The sequence below is a fragment of the Streptomyces sp. DSM 42067 genome (assembly GCF_055792885.1).
The window spans coordinates 1,158,747-1,175,701 of the sequence record NZ_CM147706.1; the positions used below are offsets into that span (position 1 = coordinate 1,158,747).

Sequence of the window (16,955 nt, forward strand, 5' to 3'; positions counted from 1 at the left end):
GTGTACTCCTGGATCTCGGGTGGTGCAGGTGGTCAGGGACGGAGGAACGGGGAGGGCGGCGCTTTCAGGCAGCCATGGCAACCGCATCGCCACGGCGTCGGCGTTCTCGTACGACACCGACGAGGAAGGACGCGGCCGGCACACCGAGCAGCACTGCGGCCAGGACGGTGGAACCGCCGATCAACAGCGGGAAGTTGAGGACGGTGAGGGTCAGCAGTACGGCCAGCCCGACGCCGCCGAGGGCAGGCGCCCACCGGGTGTGCCACGCCCGGGTGTCGCTGCCCGTGCGGCGGAAGAACACCAGCACCGCGACACACGTGAGCAGCATCAGGACATCGACGCCCGCGGTGGCCACGCCCGCCATCCACGTGAAGATCTGGGTGATGGGATCCATCCCGGCGAGCGTGAACACGGCGATCAGTGCGGCGGCGCTCGCCGTCTGCACCACGGACGCCGCGTACGGCGAGTGGTGGCGCGGGTGGGCTCGGCCGAGCTGTGCCGGCAGGGCCTCGCGCTGGGCGAGCGAGTGCAGATAGCGGGCGATGACGTGGTGGAAGGAGAGCACACAGGCGAAGAGGCTCGTCACGAACAGTGCCTGGGCGAGGTGTTCGGCGAACGGCCCGAGGTAGCGGCTCACGGTCGCCATGAGCATGCCCTCGGGGTCGCGTCCGGCAGCAGCCACCGCCTGTTCATCGCCCCAGGCGGACACCAGGGCCCAACTGGAGAGCGTGTAGAAACCGCCCACGAGAGCGAGGGCCAGATACGTGGCCCGGGGAATGGTCCGGTCGGGGTCGCGGGCCTCACTGCGGAAGACGGCCGTGGCCTCGAAACCGATGAACGCGGCGATGGCGAAGGTGACCGCGAGGCCCGGCGATCCGGAGGTGAGCTGCGAGGGAGTGACCAGCGCGGTGGACAGACCGTGGTCGCCGCCGGTGCCGACCACGGCCGCGTCCAGCGCGAGGACGATGCCGACCTCGCCGATCAGCAGTGCACCGAGCACCTTGCCGCTGAGGTCGACGTGCCGGTAGCCGAGCACGCCGACCAGGGCGATCATGGCACCGGTCCACGCCCACCACGGGATGTGCGGCCCGCCGTAGGACTGGACGAGGCCGTCGAGGGCGACACCGATGTACCCGTACACCGATACCTGAATCGCGGTGTAGGTGACCAGCGCGAGGAACGCGGAGCCGAGTCCGGCGCGTGGGCCGAGACCCTTGTCGACGTATGCGTAGAACGCTCCGGCTTGACCCACGTGTCGCGCCATCGCGCAGAAGCCGACTGCGAAGAGCAGCAGCACCACGCAGCAGACGGCGAAAGCGGCCGGATACGCAGGGCCGTTGCCCAAGGCGATGCCCAGGGGGACGGCTCCGCCCACGACGGTCAGCGGGGCGGCGGCCGCCAGGACCATCAGGACGATCGAAGCGGTGCCGAGGGAGCCGCGCAGACCCGGGCGCGTTGCGGCACCCTCGCCGGGCTCGGTAGCGGATTCTGGCGGTGAACTCGCCGTACTGCTCACGGTGGCCTCCAGATGATCGGTGGAAGTTGGCCTGCGCGGCAGTCTCAACGCCTGGAGTTGCCGGTCCGTCACACCGGAGTCACTGTCAGCGGCACGCCGAACGGGAACGTCGGCTGCGGGCTTTCCCGTTTGCGAACACTCCCGTGTGACCTGGTGATCATCTGGCGGAAACGTGCCGCCCCTACCGTGCCGCACGGCACCACCGGCACCAGGTCTTGTCCGAGCGATCAGGGTCGGACAAGACTCAGGAGGACTGCGATGAGCGCCACCAGCACGTCGGCACAAGCCTCTTCAGCCCAGGCGCTGCGCGGCCGCTCTCCCGTCGCGGGCCTCGACAGGCGCTCACTCGGCCCGCTGCCTGTGCTGGCCCAGTCCGTCTCGGCCGTTGCCCCTGCAGCCGCGATGGCCACCACCCCCGCCCTGGTCACCGTACAAGCGGGCACGTCGGCACTGTGGTCAGTGGCGCTCGCCGCACTGCTCGCACTGCTGGTCTCCGCCTGCGTACGCACCTTCTCGATCCGGATGGCCGCGCCCGGCGCCCTGTACAGCTTCACCGCAAAGGGGCTGGGTCCGGCCGCGGCCTTCGCCTGCGGATGCGCCCTGCTGATCGGCTACGGCGTGCTGGCGATGGGGGCACTGACCGGCGCCGGACTGTATGCAGGGCTGCTCTGCGCCCGGCTGGGTCTGACGGCTGAGCTTCCCGGACTGCCCGGACTACCCGGACTGCCGGTCGTGCTGACGCTGTCGGCTGCGGGCGCCCTCACCGCCTACTTCCTCGTGCGGGGCGTGCGGCTGTCCGCCGGCCTCGCTCTCTGCCTGGAGGTCGCGTCCATCGTGCTGGCCCTGGCGTTCTTCGCCGTGCTCCTCGTACGCCAGGGGCCCCATCCCGACATGCGACAACTGGCGCCGCCCGAGGCGAATCCCGAGGCGCTCGCGTCGGTCGCCGCGGGGGCGCTGCCCGCGTTCGGAGCGTTCATCGGGTTCGAAAGTGCCACCGTGCTGGGGGCGGAGGCACGCCGCCCGTTCCTCGTAGTGGGACGGGCCGTGCGCTGGACCGTCGTATGCTCCGCCGCCCTGTATCTGCTGGCGACCTATACCCAGGTGCTGCCAACGGGCGGTGACGGCGTCCCGTCCCCGCTCGACGACCCAGGTCGCCATCCCGCCGTACGGCTGCCCGTCCTGCTCGACCTCGGTATCGCCATCTCCTTCTTCGCCTGCGCAGTCGCCTCCGGTACTGCTCTGGTGCGTCTGCTGTTCTCCATGGGCCGCGAACGCATGACACCCCGCCGACTGGGCAGCACGCACCCCAACCACGGCACGCCATACATCGCGGTCCGCCTGGTGCTGCCCTTCCTGGTACTGGCCCCGCTCGGTCTGCTCGCCGCGGGCCTCGAACTGCGCACGGTCTTCACCCTGTTGCTGAGCCTGTGCACCTACGGGTTCCTCACCGCATACGCCCTGGTGTGCCTGGCGGCACCCGTCTTTCTGCACCGCATCGGCGAGCTGACCCGCGGGGCCGTGGCCACGGCAGCGGTGTGCGTCCCTTTCCTGCTGCTCGTCCTCGCTGCTCACGCCCGGCTCAACCTGTCCGACGGCAATGCGCTTGTGCCCGGCCTCTTCACGCTGCTGATGGGGGCGGGAACGGTCTGGTTCGTGATCGCCCGGCGACGCGACCCGGAGCGTATCGGGAGGATCGGGGTGTACGACGAGACGAGCGCGGCCGACGTCCTGCACAGTGCGAGTGCCACCCTCCTGCACCTGCCGGTCGATACCGCGCACCAGCAGACCGGACCACCAGCCCGGCAGGCACGGTGAGCGGTGACACGGTCGCCCTGAGCGGGCGCCAGCCACGCGCCATACGCAGCGCACTGGCCGTGCTGCGGCATGTGGCGGCAGCCGGGCCGGGCGTCACCGCCAAAGGGATCTCCGCAGCCCTGGGGTTGGCGCCCGCGACAACGTACCGGCTCCTCAATCTGCTGGTCGAGGAGGAATACCTGGTGCGGATGCCCGATCTCCGCGGCTTCGCCCTAGGGCGCAGGGTCGCCGAGCTGACCGGGCCCCGCCCGGTCCCCGCCGTGCCGGCTGCCGCGCATTCCGCGGTCTCGCGGCTGCGTGACCAGCTACGGTTCGGGGTGCATCTGGCCGGATACGCCGACGGCCGCATCGACTTCACCGATCCGGATCCGGATCACCCGCCCACGGACGCCGCCTTCCTGACCCGCCACCCACACGCCTCGGCTCTGGGCAAACTCCTCCTCGCAGACGCACACACCATGCCCTCCCACCTAGCCGCGTTGACAAGGCACACCATCACCACGCACGAAGCCCTCGCTGCCGAACTCGTCCGCGTCCGTACCGACGGCGTCGCCATGCAACAGTGTGAGCTCGATCCACTCCAGGCCTGCCTGGCCGTACCCGTCCACAGCGAGACCACGGGCCGCCTGGCAGCCGGGCTCGCGGTCTGCGGCACGCCCGATCGGATCGGCACCGTCGCCCGCCCCGGGGAGCAGAGTGCCCTGATCGGCCAACTGCGGGAATGCGCACGGCAGCTGGCGCCATTGGTGGTCTGAGCCGGCGAGTACCTCGCCTCCCCGTACCAGCCCACCTGCCGGAAGATCTTTCCGCCGCCATGCAGCCCGGCAACTTCGAGAAGAACGTCGAGGCCGTCAACCGGCTCAGCGACCTGGCCGCGTCCAAGGGCATCACCGTCTCCCAGCTGGCCCTGGCCTGGCTGCTCACCCGCGGCGAGCACGCCGTGCCCATCCCCGGCACCCGCAGCCCGAAGCGCATCGAGGAGAACGCCGGCGCCGCCGATGTCACCCTGACCGGGGCCGACCTGGCCGCCATCGACGAGATCCTGCCCCACGGCGGCTTCGGCGCCCGCTACGCCGAAGGTTACGAACCCACCTGGATCTGACCCCCTCGGGCGGGAACCGCCCACGCCTCGCACGAACACCGCCGGGCCCTTGTCCGGAGGGCCCCGGCAGCACCTCACAACGGGCGTCCACCTGAAGGGCGAGGCGGTATGAGTCGGCGCCGGTCTCAATGATGTTGCCGCCAACAGCATGACTACCAAGTGGGCCCACGAACTCCTAGCAACGCCAGGCAGTCGAGGACTGCGGATCGACGAGGAGGCCTTCGAGGACTGCCCCGCGCTTGAGGTGCGCTACGCCTACGGACCCCCGGCTGCTGCAGGAAGGCCACGTGCAGAGGGCGAGGAAGCGAACCGTCATCGTGCTGTCCTCCCGTACCGGGCGAGGACGGCGGCGCCGGCCCGCTCGGCCGACCGGCACTCCAGGTACGCGGGCGGCCCGCCGGCGGGAAAGAGCCGCTCGCCGGTGCCGAGGATGGTGGGGAAAGTCAGCAGCCGGTACTCGTCGATCAGGTCCTCCGCCATCAGCGTGTGCACGACGCTCAGGCTGCCGGTGGTGATCACGTCGCGCTGCTCGTGCTTGACGGCGTCGACGAGGTCGCCGTCGATGACCCGCGAGTTCACCCATGCCGAGACATCGGTCAGCGTATGGGAGGCGACCAGTTTCGGCACGGCGTTCATCCGCGCGGAGAACGGGTCGTCGCGTCGCGGCCACAGCCGCGAGAAGAGCTGCCAGGTCTTGCGCCCCAGCAGCATGACCCCCTCGTCCAGCACGCTCCCGAGCAGGAACTTGTCCCCGGCGACGGTCTCGGGGCCGTGCCGGAACGCCCAGCCGCCGGTCGGGGTGCCGCCGGATCCGTCCGGATCGGACACGATCCCGTCCAGGGTGATGAACTCGATGACGATGACGCTCACGATGGGTGTCCCTTCAGCCGATGCTCACCGGTACATACCGGCGGCATCGAGCCGACTCATCGCGGCCGGCGATACTCGTGGAGAGAAATCTGCTGGGGCAGGTCGAATGCCTCGAACGCGCGTGGATCGGCGAACACGACGTTGCTGGCGACCCGGCCGCCGGTGACTGTGAGGACCTGGAGCGTGTGCAGCCGATGTCCGCCGCCGGGCTCCGGCGCGTATGCGGCGAGCGCGGGCTGCCCGTTGGCGGTGAGCTGCCTGAGACGCCAGCCCGTCCCGCGCATCTCGAAAACGCGGTCCATGAACCGGCCGTAGTCGCCGCTGCCCCGGTACCACAGCGGCACCGGCGGCATCTCCAGGACCGCCTCGTCGGTGAGCAGCCGCACGAGCGCTGGAACGTCTGCCGCCTCGAAGGCCCGCACGTAGCGTTGGATCACCGCGCGTGTCCCGGGATCGTCCGGCTCGGCGACCTCGCCCGCATCGCCCAAGTCCGCGAGGGCGGCGCGGGCCCGCTGCAGTGCGCTGTTGACGGCCGGGACAGTGGTCCCGAGTTGTGCGGCCACCTCGGCGGCACTGAACTCCAGTACCTCACGGAGCACGAGCACGGCCCGCTGACGTGCCGGCAGGACCTGCATGGCCGCCACCAGCGCGAGCCGCATATCCGCCCGCACCCCCGTGTCGAACCGCGCATCGGGAAACGGCTGCAGCCAGGGGATGTCGAACGCCGGTGTGAGCGGCGTCCCGGGATCGTCGCTCGGCGCGCCCAGCCCTGACGGCAACGGACGCCGGGCACGCCCCTCCAACGCAGTCAGACATGCGTTGGTCGCGATCCGGTAGAGCCAAGTCCGTACGGACGCGCGCGTGCGGTCGTACCGGTCGCGGGCCTTCCACGCGCGCAGCATCGTCTCCTGCACCAGGTCCTCGGCCTCATGAAACGAGCCCATGATCCGGTAGCAGTACGCCACCAGTTCACCCCGGTACGGTTCGAAGTCCACCGAACCATCATGACGTGCGACGGCTGCGGACGGCCCCTGGTGACGTTACCCAGGGCGATCCAGGTCGGACGATGGGCTGTACCGATGTTCCCTAAGGCGGGAACATTTTCACTGGCGACTCGTCGTACGTGCGACGTTCTGGGGGAAACATGAAGCGCAACGCGAAGAGACGACGGCTGTTGCTTCTGGCCCTTCCCGGTCTGCTGGCCATCGGCTGCGCAGGCATCGGCGGAGGGCGGGCGTGCACCGAGATCGGCGGAGAGTCAGGGGTCGCCGTGGGCTGGGAGCCGGCTGACTTCTCCGACTCGTTGACAGGGGGTTCGGACACGGACTCGGGCTCGGGCTCGCTCGTCGCTCGGCTCTGCGTACAGGAGGACTGCGAGAGCAGGACCGTGGCGAACAGTGACGATCCGGCACCTCTTACGGACGTGGTGCTCGACGAGGACATCGGCGAGGTGACAGTGCCCGTGCGGTTCACGGTCACCTCGCGAGACGACGGCAAGCGCATCCTTTTCGACGAGCGCACGGATGTCGAGTTGCGCAGGTTCCAGCCCAACGGGGAGGGCTGCGCCCCGACACTCTTCCGGGCCACGCTCACGGCCGACCTGGAGCGGGGACAGCTCCGGCCAGGTTGAAGGTCAGGTGACGAGAGACAAGCTCCTCAAGCGGGCTGGATACGGCCGAGCCGAACTTGATCTCCTCCTCCAGCCCACATCCGTTGTGGAGCGCACGGTCAGCGTGGGATCAGCGAGCCCTCTGCCGTGACCTTCAGGCGCGCCTGGTGGCCGCCTGGCGAGCAGTTGCGGCCGTTGGGATAGGTGGGCTGCGGGGTGATGGTTATCTGTCGGTCGAGCACGGTGGCGCCCCGCTGGTTCTTGAATACCAGCGTGACGTGTACCGGCTTTCTTGGGAGGTCACGCACGACCGCGAAGCCAGGCCAGAGATAGGGCGCGGGGGTTGGGCGGGTTCGCGCTGCCGGGGTTTCTGTGGCGGTAGCGGATTCCGTGGTCATCACGGGGTTCCCTGGGGTCGCCGGTTCTTCCGACCAGGTCCCCCGCAGTGGGCGCTTCCGGCATGTGCCGTCCCAGCAGGCCGTAAGGGTCGCGTCGGCCACCCTCTTCGCCAGGTCCGGGTGGACCTCGACCTGGATCCCGGCGGGCGCGTACGTCAGGGTGCAGGGATGGGTGCCTCCCGCGGAACCCCCGCACGCGGTCAGCAGCGCCAGAGCCGCCAGGGGCACGGCCATTCCGACGTTGTGTCTCACGCTGGCTCCTCGGCAACCGTCTGCGTCTTGATCATGGCCGACCGTCTACCGCGTCCATGTCCTTTGGGCGCTCCTCAGGCCTGCTGCAGTGCACGGGCGAAGACCCCGTCGAGCGCGCAGCGGCGGAAGCGGCTGTACACCGTCTTCCACGGCCCGTAGGATTCCGGGAGGTCACGCCAGGAGATCCCGGTACGGATCTTGCGGACCATGCCGTTGATGACCTGCCGGTCCTCGTTGCGCGGCCGTCCCGTCAAGGCCCGCGGTATCAGCGGAGCGAGTAACTTCCACTCGTGATCGGTGAGTTCGTGGCGGCATATTACCCCACCATGATCGGCATCCCACACGGGCCGATGAAGCGCCGGGGCTCGGGCGGACGGCCGGGCAAGGGGAATTGACGGCGATGCGCCCCGGGCCCATCACCGCAGTTCAGCGCACCCTTCCCCCGTGGTTTCAGCGCCACAGGCGGCAGTTCGGGAGCAGGCAGCCGCCGCCGTCGTACCCCTTCACCTCGCCGAAGCGGCTGCCCGTCATCCAGTCCGAGCGGGCCTGTTCGCTGGTGCTGCCACGGTGCCGGTGGTGAAGCTCTCCGGTATGCCGAACAGGTCTGGTGGCTGCGCCAGCGCGCCGGCCCCCGCGTCGATCGGCGGCGGCGCACCGTCCGGCCAAGCTGTGCGCTCCAGTCGTCCCCCTCGTCGTTCACGTTCCATACCCTGACCGCGATGTCCACCACTGCAGGAGCTGCCGTGGGGGCTCAGCCCGGGAACGGGAACCCGTGGGTCCCCAGGAAAATGCCTGGTCATGCGCACATCCGTGGACCGTCGACCGGAGTAGAGTGAGTGGCACCGGGAGTACTTCGCGCACCGGCTCCAATACTGGTGTCGTTCTCGGCGAACAGACACCGGGACGTCGAAGACGAGCCTGGGGACGGGTCCGCGTCATGACCGCGACCATCGAACGTACGATCATCAATGAGTGCCTGCCGTCGCAGCCGGTCCGCCTGTCCCTCACCCCGGCGGGGTCGGTTCCAGGTCTCCTCGACGGTGCCTGGTGGCCTCGCTCACGCGATCTCTCCCATGAACTCCGTGCCCTCACGGACGTATTGGACGCGCGCTGGGGCCGGATCACTCGCGTCACAGTCAACCCGGCACACTGGCCTGTGATCCCACGCAAGGTGCCAGTGACCGGTCACACGGTGCACGTGGGCTGGTTCGCCGACGAGCAGGACCCGAACAAGTTGATCCTCCTCTCCTACAACTCGGGCCGCTGGGACCTCCTGGTGGTCCCGCCGGAGACGGGAGCGGCTGCCGCCGCGCGGCTGATGTCGGCCGCAGCCACCCCTGGGGCCCTTCTCACCGCCAGCAGTCTGATGGCGAGCGAGGACACAACCCGTGACGCGAGGGATGCGCTGAGCAGGGAAGAGGAGTGGGAGACCGACGGCGGCGCCGCCTCGGCGGCCGGGAACCCTGTTGGACTCCTGAACACCGCCCGAGGGATGTGAGGACGTGGAGACCGTCATCACCCTGGCCGCGATCACTCGATGATCCTCATAGGAATGCTGCTGATCCATCTGCTCAATGGCCGGCACGACGAACGGATCGCAGCATTCCACTACAGCGAGCCATACCGGGAATCGGCCGACAGAGCCGGAAGAGCCGACGGCCGGCAGGGCCTGCCGGATCGCCCGTCGTCACCACCCACCGCGAGAACGGCGACCGGGGGCCGCAGGTGACGCCGACTTGCCCTGGCTGGGGCGGTGGGTGTGGCGCGACGGTGTCACACCCACCGAACACGACGTCCCGGATGAGCGAGGTCACCATGAAGCCGACGGAACTGCCCCCGGCTTGGCGCGCGGACGTGCGCATCGTCGCCGCGTCACCCGAGGCCGCCCGCCAGGTCGCAGAGGCTCTCCGTCGTTGCTTCGCCTCCACCGAACAGCGCAGCTACCCCGCAACCGGTGAAGGCGGAACCCGCCTCCACCTCACCGTGGACACCACGCGTGTTGCAGGGCCGGCTCAGTCCTGGCTCGTCACCAGTCAATCCTCCGGCGAGGATCGCACGCAGATGGACGAAGTCTGAAGCGATACCCCTCGACGGGGCGGCGGGCGTCGCCACCCCGGTCCCCATGGGCTCCGAGTCGATGCCCGGCACGAGTGGGCGGCAATCATGGCAACACTGCACGAACGGAAGCACTTCCGCGAGGCGATCATGAAGGCTCTGTACGAGGCCACGGAAGGCAATCGTCTCCTTGGCGTCACCGGAGCGAAGCTACGCGACGACCTCCAGGTCCCGGAGCAGGATCTGGCCGCCGCTTGCGCATATCTGATGGGCGAGGGGCTCATCACAGTCGACTGGTCACGAGGAAACACACCCGCGATGGTCACGCTGACGCACCAGGGAATCCGGCTCATGGAGGCCGAAGAGGAGGATCGAGCCTGACGCGACATCGGGGTCGTTGGCGGGCCCCGATGGGCCGTATGGCATAAAAACATCACTAATGCCAGAAAAGCGCCTTAGGCATACCATGAGAAGTGGGTCGCCGCACTCTCACGTGCAACGACCCGGAAGGGCGGCCCCGGTGTGTATACGCCGGGGCCGTTGTGCCACCATCGCCGCGCCCACAGGGAGCAAGGCATGATCCATTCAGCCGACATCCGCGAGTGGCGCAACCACGACGTCGTCGACCGTAAGGGACACAAGATCGGCGCGCTGGAAGCGATCTACGTGGACACGACCACCGACGAACCGGCCATGGCCACCGTCCGCACCGGCCTGCCAACCCGCCAGCGTCTGATCTTCGTCCCCCTCGACGAGGCGATTCTGGGACCGGACTACGTCAAGGTCGCGTACTCCAAGGGACTGGTGAAGAAAGTCCCGTCAATCGGCACGGACGACATCCTGCCCGCCGAGCAGGAAGAAGCGATCTTCAAGCACTACGACATGGCCTACCAGCCGGGCGCAGGCGGCGAACGAAAACTCGCCCGCCGTTGACCACCCGAGCCTCGCGCCAGAGGGGTGTTCTTCGCATGGCGATCTTCCTGTTCCTGCTGCTCGTGGCCGTCGTCCTGGGAATCATCGGCGCACTGGCGGAGGGCCTTTTCTATCTCTTGATCATCGGCATCGTGCTCGTCGTGGCCGACGTGGCCTTCATCGCCGTGCGATCGACCCGGCGCTCGCGTCGGCACCCCCTCCGATGAAACAACCGCGCCTCGCCCGCGGGCGTCCTCGGACGCGGTCGACGGTGGCCACGACCGGCACTGGACGCAAGCGCCGTCGCCGTAAGCGTCGTTGGCCCTGCCGTGCAGGCTCAGCGCACCGCCCGTCTGCTCCACGCCTCCAACTCGGGTTGGCCACCCGCGGGCGGTCCATCCTGTCCCGCCCCAGCCCCTGGACTCGTACACGGCCCCGGCCGCCGCGTTCGGCGACCAGAGGGTGTCGATGAGCGGCTGCGCATCACCGCGGGCCTGCTGCAACGGGCCGAGTGCACTGAGCACCAGGTCGGCCATGGCCTGCCGGTCGCGGGTGAGGACCGGGTAGACGAGCAGGTCGGCAGCGCGCAGCACAGGGGCTTCGAGTTCCAGCCGTTCGGCCAGGTCGAGTGCGTTGAGTGCTTCCTCGTACGACTGGACGACACCGCCCGCGCCGGGCTGTGCGCGGCCGATGGCGACCCGCCCGCCGTTGGTGGCGGCATACGCCTGCTTGGCGAAGAAGGCCAGGACCTCGTCCTGGTCGCCGGGGCCGATGCACACCAGGCGCCCGTCCTTGGTGGTGAGCAGGATGCTGCGGTCGCCGAACCGGCCTATCAGTGCGCGTTCCACAGCGCGGGGGACGGCATCCCCTTCCTCGTACGCGGCGTTTCCCTGGGCCACTGCGACGGCGTGGGCGTGCGACAGTCGGAGTCCGAACCGTTCGGCGCGCTCGGCGAGCCGGCCCAGGTCGCTGCGCCCGTAGAGCAGGTCGTCGATGAACTCGCGTCGCCGCTTCTTCCTGGCGTACGGCGAGGCGCTGGGCCCGCTCGTAGCCCTCGGCGAATGCGTCGACGGCCTGCTGGACCGCGGCGAGCACGCTATCCGTGGCAGCGGGGTCCTTGGTCGGCCAGTGGGGCGCGGGTCGCGGCCAGGTGAGCGCCGACCAGCGCACGCAGTCCGTGTCCCGCGTCTGCGGCCTGCTCCCCAAGGGCTCGGCGGGAGGCGAGTTCGTCGCGGGTCAGCCTGCGACGCGTGGCGGCGGCGTCGGCGAGGATGCGGGCGTATCCGTCGAGGTACTCCTCAGATCCGTCCCGCCCAGCCATGCGTGCCCCCAGTCCACGAAATCGACGACGCCTTTGTAACGCATGCCAAGGGGATCCATGCCACTGGGGCCCGTACGTGCTGCCGGAATCCGGCAATCCGAACGGACGACCGGGCGAGGGCGACGCCATCATGGACGCGCCGCGTGACGGGCAGCCGGGTTGGCGAGGGCGTGGCGAGGGTCGGTGGCGCGGGTGATGGCGGATTCGACGGCGGCCACACGGTCGGCGAGCAGGCCGAGGGCTGCCACGATGGGGGTCCCCCCTGCTCGAGCGAAGCCGAGAGCTCGGGGGAGGGTGACCGGGTCGTCCTCCGGGCCGCCGCGCGCCTGCGTGCGGACGTACGCAGACTTGATCTCCGCCCAGCGTGCGGTCTGCTCGGGTGTGAGCATGCCGCGCAGCTCGGCCAGTTGCAGAAGATTGGCCTCGGTGCCGGTGGTGAGGGTCTGGGCCTCGCCCGTGAGCTGCGGGGCCAGCTCGAGGTCGGTCATCGCCAGTACCGCGTACGAGTCCACACCAGATGGAAGGCCCGGCTCGGGACATCGCCGGGCAGCGCAGGCCGGGAACGGATCTCCTCGGGGAGATCAGAACCGTCGGCCGCGGCCAGGAGCACGCGGCCAACGCCGCCCTGAAGTAGATACGGGAGCACTGCGCCAGCAACGGCCTGGAGCTCCTTCGAGTGCAGAACTTCAACGACCGGTACCCGGAAGATCAACGGCCGTGCTTCTCACTCGTCCGCTTCATGATCGCCCGATCTGAGGCTCCGGGCGTCGACGGATGGGAGCTTCGGCAGGGCCTGCCCTCCGGCGCGCGAGGGGGCGCCCGCCGAGGTCGTGGATCACGCCGTGCCCGGAATCGAAGATGGTCCCGCCGAGACCGATAGAGGGTGTGGCGCCACGCCCCACCCGGCGGCAAACGCGAGGCACGCGGGCCGTAGGGGGACGTCCGCCCCGAGGAACCACTCACCTATATTCCCCCAGGTCAGCGCACCCTTCCGCGCGGTTTCAGCGGCACCGGCGGGAGTTCGGGAGCGGGCAGCCGACCCCCGTCGTACCCCTTCACCTCGCCGAACCGCGTACCTGTCATCCAGTCCGAACTGGCCTGCTCGATCTCCTCCTGCGTACGGCCGATGAAGTTCCACCACATGTCAAGCAGTTTGACTGTCTCCGCAGGTCAGACGCATGAATGCCCATCGAGGGTCAGCAAATGGTCAGCATCGGAGTCAGATGGTTCCCGCCGAAACATCGCACCGCTGCACGCCTCTGCATCTCATCCGTCCAGCCCCACACCAGCGCGGCCAGCGAGAGGCGGACCGTGCCGGCGGCGGCGACGTGGACGACGGGGGTATGCCCCGCTTTCCCCAGGTGCGGCCCTTGGGCGGCCTCAGCCCTTGCCCGGCTTCGTCTTCGAAGCAGAGCCAGGCGCCCAGGTCCGCTGCCTTCTTTTTATGGTGGGCCACTGCTCGGCCTTCCACTCGGCGATCTTCTCCTCGTTCCGCTCGGTGGCCCGCTGGGAGGGGACCTGCACGCTCCAGCCGAGGCGGTGCAGCAACAAGTCCACCCCGGCCAGGGTGTACGTGGCCCGGAAGCGCTGGTGGATCAGCTCCGAGATCCGCGCCAGGGTCCAGCGCTGGTCCTCTGTCCAGCCGTGCGCGGCCGGACCTGCCTGCAGCAGAGCTTCCAACTCGCGTAGGGCGGTGGTGTGCTTGCATGTCGCGCCGCCCGGCCCCTTGGAGGCCAGGGCCTCTCGGCCCCCGGCCTTGAACGCGCGATGCCATCGGTTCACCGACATCCGCGAGACACGTAAGCGCTGGGCCACTTCCCGCTCGGACGCACCGGCAGCGAACAGGTCGGCGGCCTCGAACCGCACCCGCTCCCGCCGAGCCCGTTCCTCGGCGGTCAGACCGCCCCTCATGCTTCCGGCATAGCCAACAAGACGTCAGATCAGCGGCGCAACCCGGCGCATAACCCCAGCACTTGAAGCTCTCTAGTCTGCGGGGCATGGATCTGGTGGAGCGGCTGGTGCCGGACGAGTTATGGGAGCTGTTCCAGCATTTCACTCGGCATCTCCGGCGCCAACCTGCACGACAGTCAGGCCCTCCAGCCGTTGGTGAAGGGCATACCGCCGATCCGCTCCCGGCGCGGACCGCAGCACGCCGTCGGCGCCCCGCCAAGCTGCATGCGGACAAAGGCTACGACTACGACAACCTACGCCGCTGGCTGCGCCAACGCGGCATCACCCACCGCATCGCCCGCAAGGGCATCGAGTCCTCGCAACGGCTGGGCCGCCACCGTTGGACGGTAGAGCGCACAGTGGCCTGGCTGGCAGGGTGTCGCCGACTGCACCGCCGCTACGAGCGCAAGGCCCAGCACTTCCTCGCCATCAAGGGACAGCAGCTCCAGGCGAACACGCGGGCCAGACAGGACGAATGGGCGCAATGGAAGCACCCGATGAGTGTGCCACCAGCCGCCTCGGGACGAGTTGACCACACCAAGTCCCCGAGGTCACCGCCCCTGCCCCAAATGAGACGACCTCTTAGCTGGCCCGAGCAGTCCTCCCTGAAGAGAAGCAGCAACTCGCATCACGTCAGCGCGTTCGGTCAACCAGCTTCGGGAGCCTTCGCGGTGGACCTAGGTGTTGCGGGTCATGACGTTGTTGACGTGGCGTCGGTCAGCGGCTTCTGGGGGTAGGCGCGGAGCACGAGGGATGTGGTGACAGGGCCGTAACGGGCAAGTGCGTCGACAACTTCTTCGAGTCGTCCTGCCTGCTGGCAGTAGACGTCGAAGATGAGGCAGTCTTCCCCCGTGACTCTGAGGGTGGAGGCGATCTCGGGGGTCCGGGAGGCGAAGTCCAGGGCGCGTGAGAGCTGGGCGTGCGTGGTGCGCAGCCGGATGACCGCGTGAATGTTCAGACCAAGGGCTGCCGGGTCGACCACGGCTCGGTAGCCGGTGATGACGCCGTTCTTCTCCAGCCGTTGGATGCGCGCGCTGGCCGCGGGCTGCGAGAGTCCGACGCGGCGCCCTACCTCCGCGCCGGTCAACCGGCCGTCGGTCTGGAGCAGGGCGAGGATGTCTCGGTCTATCCGGTCGAGTGATTCCATCGTTGTCCGCACCACTTTCTTTGAGATCACTTGCGTCACCGCCGCTGCTCTGATGCATCCAACAGAATCTGCGCCAGGCGCTCCCGTGATCGTAGGGAGCGACGAGTGAAACGGTGGTGGGCAGTGGTCGCGTACGTCATCATCCCGGGTATCGACGGCTCGGACGGGCAGCACTGGCAGACCTTGTGGGAGCGGCAGTGGGGCACCTCAGCGGTGAGGATCTCCCCTGCCTCGTGGTCCGCCCCCGATCTGGATGACTGGGTCGACGCTGTCCAGGAGGCGTACGACGACGCTTCCCAGCAGGACAGCCACGTGGTGCTGGTGGCCCACAGCCTGGGCTGCTGGGCTGCGTCCACCTGGCTGAACAAGAACCCCTCACGCCCGATGGGCGGCGCATTCCTGGTCGCGCCGCCCGACCCGCACGGGCCGGCCTTCCCACGCCAGGCGGCCGCGACGTTCATCGAGGTGTCCGCACAACCCTTGCCGTGCCCGGCCCTGGTGGTGGGCAGCGCCAACGACCCGTACTGCACCCCCGAGGCAGCCGCCGACTTCGCGGCGCGATGGGAGGCGCGATGGCACCTGGCGGGCGCGTGCGGACACATCAACTCCGACAGCGGCCTGGGCTCGTGGCAGCACGGCCATGAACTCCTGGACTCGCTGACCCAGCAGTGATCAAGCACCGCATGGGACGTATAGCCACCTGGTACCGCCCTGCGGTTCCCCTTCGAGCAAGGAAGTCTGCCCGTTGACGCACAAGAATGCGCCGCTGTCCGTCGAAGGTCGCCGTCGGCTCATCGAACGGTGCCGGACGCGGCCCATCGCACACGTGGCAGCCGAGATGGGCATCTCTCGAACGTGCGCGTCCAAGTGGGTCAACCGCTACCGACGCCACGGTGACCTCGGCCTACTCGATCGTTCTTCGGCGCCGCATCGTCAGCCGACGACCACGGCTGCCGAAACCCTCGCCCGCATCGAGGAACTCCGACGCACTCACAAGTGGTCTGCAGCCAGGATCGCCTTCGAGCTCACTCAGGCCGGCATCCCGATCAGCCGCAGAACAGTGAGCAGGCACCTCGCTGCGGTCGGCCTGAATAGACGGCGATTCCTCGACCCCACCGGCGAGGTCAACCGCACTCCTCAGCGGATCCAGGCCCGCCGCCCAGGGCACATGGTCCACGTCGATGTGAAGAAAGTCGGCCGCATCCCCGACGGCGGCGGCTGGCGGGCACACGGGCGCGGCAGTGAGCAGTCCAAGGCCGTCAACCGTCGCAAGAAGAAGACCGAGCGCGGCGGTTACGTCTACCTCCACTCGGCGATCGACGGCTACAGCCGACTGGCCTACACCGAAGCACTCCCCGACGAGAAGGCCGCCACCGCGATCGCTTTCCTACACCGAGCCCGAGTCTGGTTCGCTACGCATGGGATCAACCACATCGAGCGGATCGTGACGGACAACGGAGCCTGTTACCGCGCCGACGCCTTCGCCCGAGCGTTGCTCGGAGCACGGCACCAGCGCATAACGCCGTACACACCCCGGCACAACGGCAAGGTCGAGAGGTACAACCGGATCCTGGCCGAAGAGTTCCTCTACGCCCGTACGTGGACATCCGAATCTGACCGCGCTGGCGCCCTACGCCAGTGGAACATCCATTACAACTACCACCGGCCCCACTCCTCTGCCGATGACCAGCCGCCCGCGTCTCGGCTGCGGACCGGTGTCACCAACGTCATGGCCTCCTACACCTAGGCGTCCTCGGCGGCCAGGTCGGTGGCGTGCTTGAGCTTACTGCGGGCATCCGCCCGCTCGGCGGGAGCGATCTCGGCCCACAACGCGTCGGTGACGATCTTCTCCGCCAGCTCCCGCTCGCGCATCCGCAGCCCCTGGACGGTCTGCTGCTCGTCCTCGCTCCAGCCCGGCGAGACCGATTGGCCTCAGCATCGGCTCGACGCGACCTCGCCACCGACACCGTCTCGCAGGGCCCGAGTTGTTGCCGTGTCGCGGGCGCCT

The 16,955-nt window shown here is 68.8% G+C and carries 16 protein-coding genes and 7 pseudogenes; 11 read left to right on the top strand and 12 right to left on the bottom strand.

Annotated features, from left to right (window positions below):
* Positions 1-64: 64 nt before the first annotated feature.
* Positions 65-1,516: an APC family permease gene (locus tag ACSMXV_RS05545; RefSeq protein ID WP_473176584.1), complete on the bottom strand. Its 1,452-nt coding sequence runs from the start codon at positions 1,514-1,516 to the stop codon at positions 65-67.
* 258 nt (positions 1,517-1,774) lie between these two features.
* Here ACSMXV_RS05545 and ACSMXV_RS05550 point away from each other — a divergent pair, with 258 nt between their 5' ends.
* Genes ACSMXV_RS05550 through ACSMXV_RS05560 form a run of 3 tightly spaced genes read left to right on the top strand, consistent with a single transcriptional unit; the run spans position 1,775 to position 4,433 of the window.
* Positions 1,775-3,331 (top strand): APC family permease, encoded by a 1,557-nt coding sequence (locus ACSMXV_RS05550; RefSeq protein ID WP_473176585.1) that lies wholly within the window; start codon positions 1,775-1,777, stop codon positions 3,329-3,331.
* Complete coding sequence (locus tag ACSMXV_RS05555; RefSeq protein WP_473176586.1) at positions 3,328-4,086, top strand: IclR family transcriptional regulator; 759 nt, start codon at positions 3,328-3,330, stop codon at positions 4,084-4,086. The genes ACSMXV_RS05550 and ACSMXV_RS05555 overlap by 4 nt, the downstream gene beginning before the upstream one ends.
* 59 nt (positions 4,087-4,145) lie before the next feature.
* The gene (locus ACSMXV_RS05560; protein ID WP_473176587.1) at positions 4,146-4,433 is read left to right on the top strand and encodes an aldo/keto reductase; all 288 of its coding nucleotides are present in this window, start codon (positions 4,146-4,148) and stop codon (positions 4,431-4,433) included.
* Positions 4,434-4,745: 312 nt separating this feature from the next.
* Here ACSMXV_RS05560 and ACSMXV_RS05565 read toward each other — a convergent pair whose 3' ends face one another.
* Positions 4,746-5,303 carry a dihydrofolate reductase family protein gene (locus ACSMXV_RS05565; protein WP_473176588.1) on the bottom strand — a complete coding sequence of 186 codons (558 nt, stop codon included), beginning with the start codon at positions 5,301-5,303 and terminating at the stop codon, positions 4,746-4,748.
* A gap of 56 nt (positions 5,304-5,359) precedes the next feature.
* Positions 5,360-6,313: pseudogene (locus tag ACSMXV_RS05570) on the bottom strand (RNA polymerase subunit sigma-70); the annotation flags it as partial.
* A gap of 134 nt (positions 6,314-6,447) precedes the next feature.
* On the opposite strand from ACSMXV_RS05570, the gene ACSMXV_RS05575 reads away from it, so the two are divergent.
* Positions 6,448-6,933, top strand: coding sequence for a hypothetical protein (locus tag ACSMXV_RS05575; RefSeq protein ID WP_473176589.1), 486 nt, complete (start codon positions 6,448-6,450; stop codon positions 6,931-6,933).
* 98 nt (positions 6,934-7,031) lie between these two features.
* Here ACSMXV_RS05575 and ACSMXV_RS05580 read toward each other — a convergent pair whose 3' ends face one another.
* The 3 genes and pseudogenes from ACSMXV_RS05580 to ACSMXV_RS05590 form a co-directional block, all read right to left on the bottom strand.
* Positions 7,032-7,310, bottom strand: coding sequence for a hypothetical protein (locus tag ACSMXV_RS05580; protein ID WP_473176590.1), 279 nt, complete (start codon positions 7,308-7,310; stop codon positions 7,032-7,034).
* A gap of 326 nt (positions 7,311-7,636) precedes the next feature.
* Positions 7,637-7,906 carry a transposase gene (locus ACSMXV_RS05585; protein ID WP_473176591.1) on the bottom strand — a complete coding sequence of 90 codons (270 nt, stop codon included), beginning with the start codon at positions 7,904-7,906 and terminating at the stop codon, positions 7,637-7,639.
* Between the two features lie 92 nt (positions 7,907-7,998).
* A pseudogene (locus ACSMXV_RS05590) lies at positions 7,999-8,114 on the bottom strand (pirin family protein); the annotation flags it as partial.
* Positions 8,115-8,499: 385 nt separating this feature from the next.
* Between ACSMXV_RS05590 and ACSMXV_RS05595 the strand changes: the two are divergent.
* The 4 genes from ACSMXV_RS05595 (at position 8,500) to ACSMXV_RS05610 (ending at position 10,550) form a co-directional block, all read left to right on the top strand.
* The gene (locus ACSMXV_RS05595) at positions 8,500-9,060 is read left to right on the top strand and encodes a DUF5994 family protein (protein WP_473176592.1); all 561 of its coding nucleotides are present in this window, start codon (positions 8,500-8,502) and stop codon (positions 9,058-9,060) included.
* Between the two features lie 317 nt (positions 9,061-9,377).
* Positions 9,378-9,638, top strand: coding sequence for a hypothetical protein (locus ACSMXV_RS05600; protein WP_181865739.1), 261 nt, complete (start codon positions 9,378-9,380; stop codon positions 9,636-9,638).
* A gap of 87 nt (positions 9,639-9,725) precedes the next feature.
* Positions 9,726-9,998 carry a hypothetical protein gene (locus tag ACSMXV_RS05605; protein WP_473176593.1) on the top strand — a complete coding sequence of 91 codons (273 nt, stop codon included), beginning with the start codon at positions 9,726-9,728 and terminating at the stop codon, positions 9,996-9,998.
* Between the two features lie 195 nt (positions 9,999-10,193).
* Positions 10,194-10,550, top strand: a complete 357-nt coding sequence (locus ACSMXV_RS05610; RefSeq protein WP_181658005.1) for a PRC-barrel domain-containing protein — start codon at positions 10,194-10,196, stop codon at positions 10,548-10,550.
* Positions 10,551-10,987: 437 nt separating this feature from the next.
* On the opposite strand, the pseudogene ACSMXV_RS05615 reads toward ACSMXV_RS05610, so the two are convergent.
* The 4 pseudogenes from ACSMXV_RS05615 to ACSMXV_RS05630 all read right to left on the bottom strand — a co-directional run.
* Positions 10,988-11,850: pseudogene (locus ACSMXV_RS05615) on the bottom strand (PucR family transcriptional regulator); the annotation flags it as partial.
* Positions 11,851-11,978: 128 nt separating this feature from the next.
* A pseudogene (locus ACSMXV_RS05620) lies at positions 11,979-12,338 on the bottom strand (hypothetical protein); the annotation flags it as partial.
* Between the two features lie 490 nt (positions 12,339-12,828).
* Positions 12,829-12,999: pseudogene (locus tag ACSMXV_RS05625) on the bottom strand (pirin family protein); the annotation flags it as partial.
* A 134-nt stretch (positions 13,000-13,133) separates the two neighbouring features.
* Positions 13,134-13,761 (bottom strand): annotated as a pseudogene (locus tag ACSMXV_RS05630) (winged helix-turn-helix domain-containing protein); the annotation flags it as partial.
* Between the two features lie 138 nt (positions 13,762-13,899).
* On the opposite strand from ACSMXV_RS05630, the pseudogene ACSMXV_RS05635 reads away from it, so the two are divergent.
* A pseudogene (locus ACSMXV_RS05635) lies at positions 13,900-14,228 on the top strand (transposase); the annotation flags it as partial.
* Between the two features lie 263 nt (positions 14,229-14,491).
* Here ACSMXV_RS05635 and ACSMXV_RS05640 read toward each other — a convergent pair.
* Positions 14,492-14,947 (bottom strand): Lrp/AsnC family transcriptional regulator, encoded by a 456-nt coding sequence (locus ACSMXV_RS05640; RefSeq protein ID WP_473176594.1) that lies wholly within the window; start codon positions 14,945-14,947, stop codon positions 14,492-14,494.
* Positions 14,948-15,052: 105 nt separating this feature from the next.
* Between ACSMXV_RS05640 and ACSMXV_RS05645 the strand changes: the two genes are divergently transcribed.
* Together ACSMXV_RS05645 and ACSMXV_RS05650 are read left to right on the top strand one after the other, a co-directional pair.
* Positions 15,053-15,619 carry an RBBP9/YdeN family alpha/beta hydrolase gene (locus tag ACSMXV_RS05645; protein WP_473176595.1) on the top strand — a complete coding sequence of 189 codons (567 nt, stop codon included), beginning with the start codon at positions 15,053-15,055 and terminating at the stop codon, positions 15,617-15,619.
* Between the two features lie 73 nt (positions 15,620-15,692).
* Positions 15,693-16,694: an IS481 family transposase gene (locus ACSMXV_RS05650; protein WP_473176596.1), complete on the top strand. Its 1,002-nt coding sequence runs from the start codon at positions 15,693-15,695 to the stop codon at positions 16,692-16,694.
* Here ACSMXV_RS05650 and ACSMXV_RS05655 read toward each other — a convergent pair.
* Positions 16,691-16,819: a hypothetical protein gene (locus tag ACSMXV_RS05655; RefSeq protein WP_473176597.1), complete on the bottom strand. Its 129-nt coding sequence runs from the start codon at positions 16,817-16,819 to the stop codon at positions 16,691-16,693. The genes ACSMXV_RS05650 and ACSMXV_RS05655 overlap by 4 nt on opposite strands.
* Between the last annotated feature and the right edge of the window lie 136 nt (positions 16,820-16,955).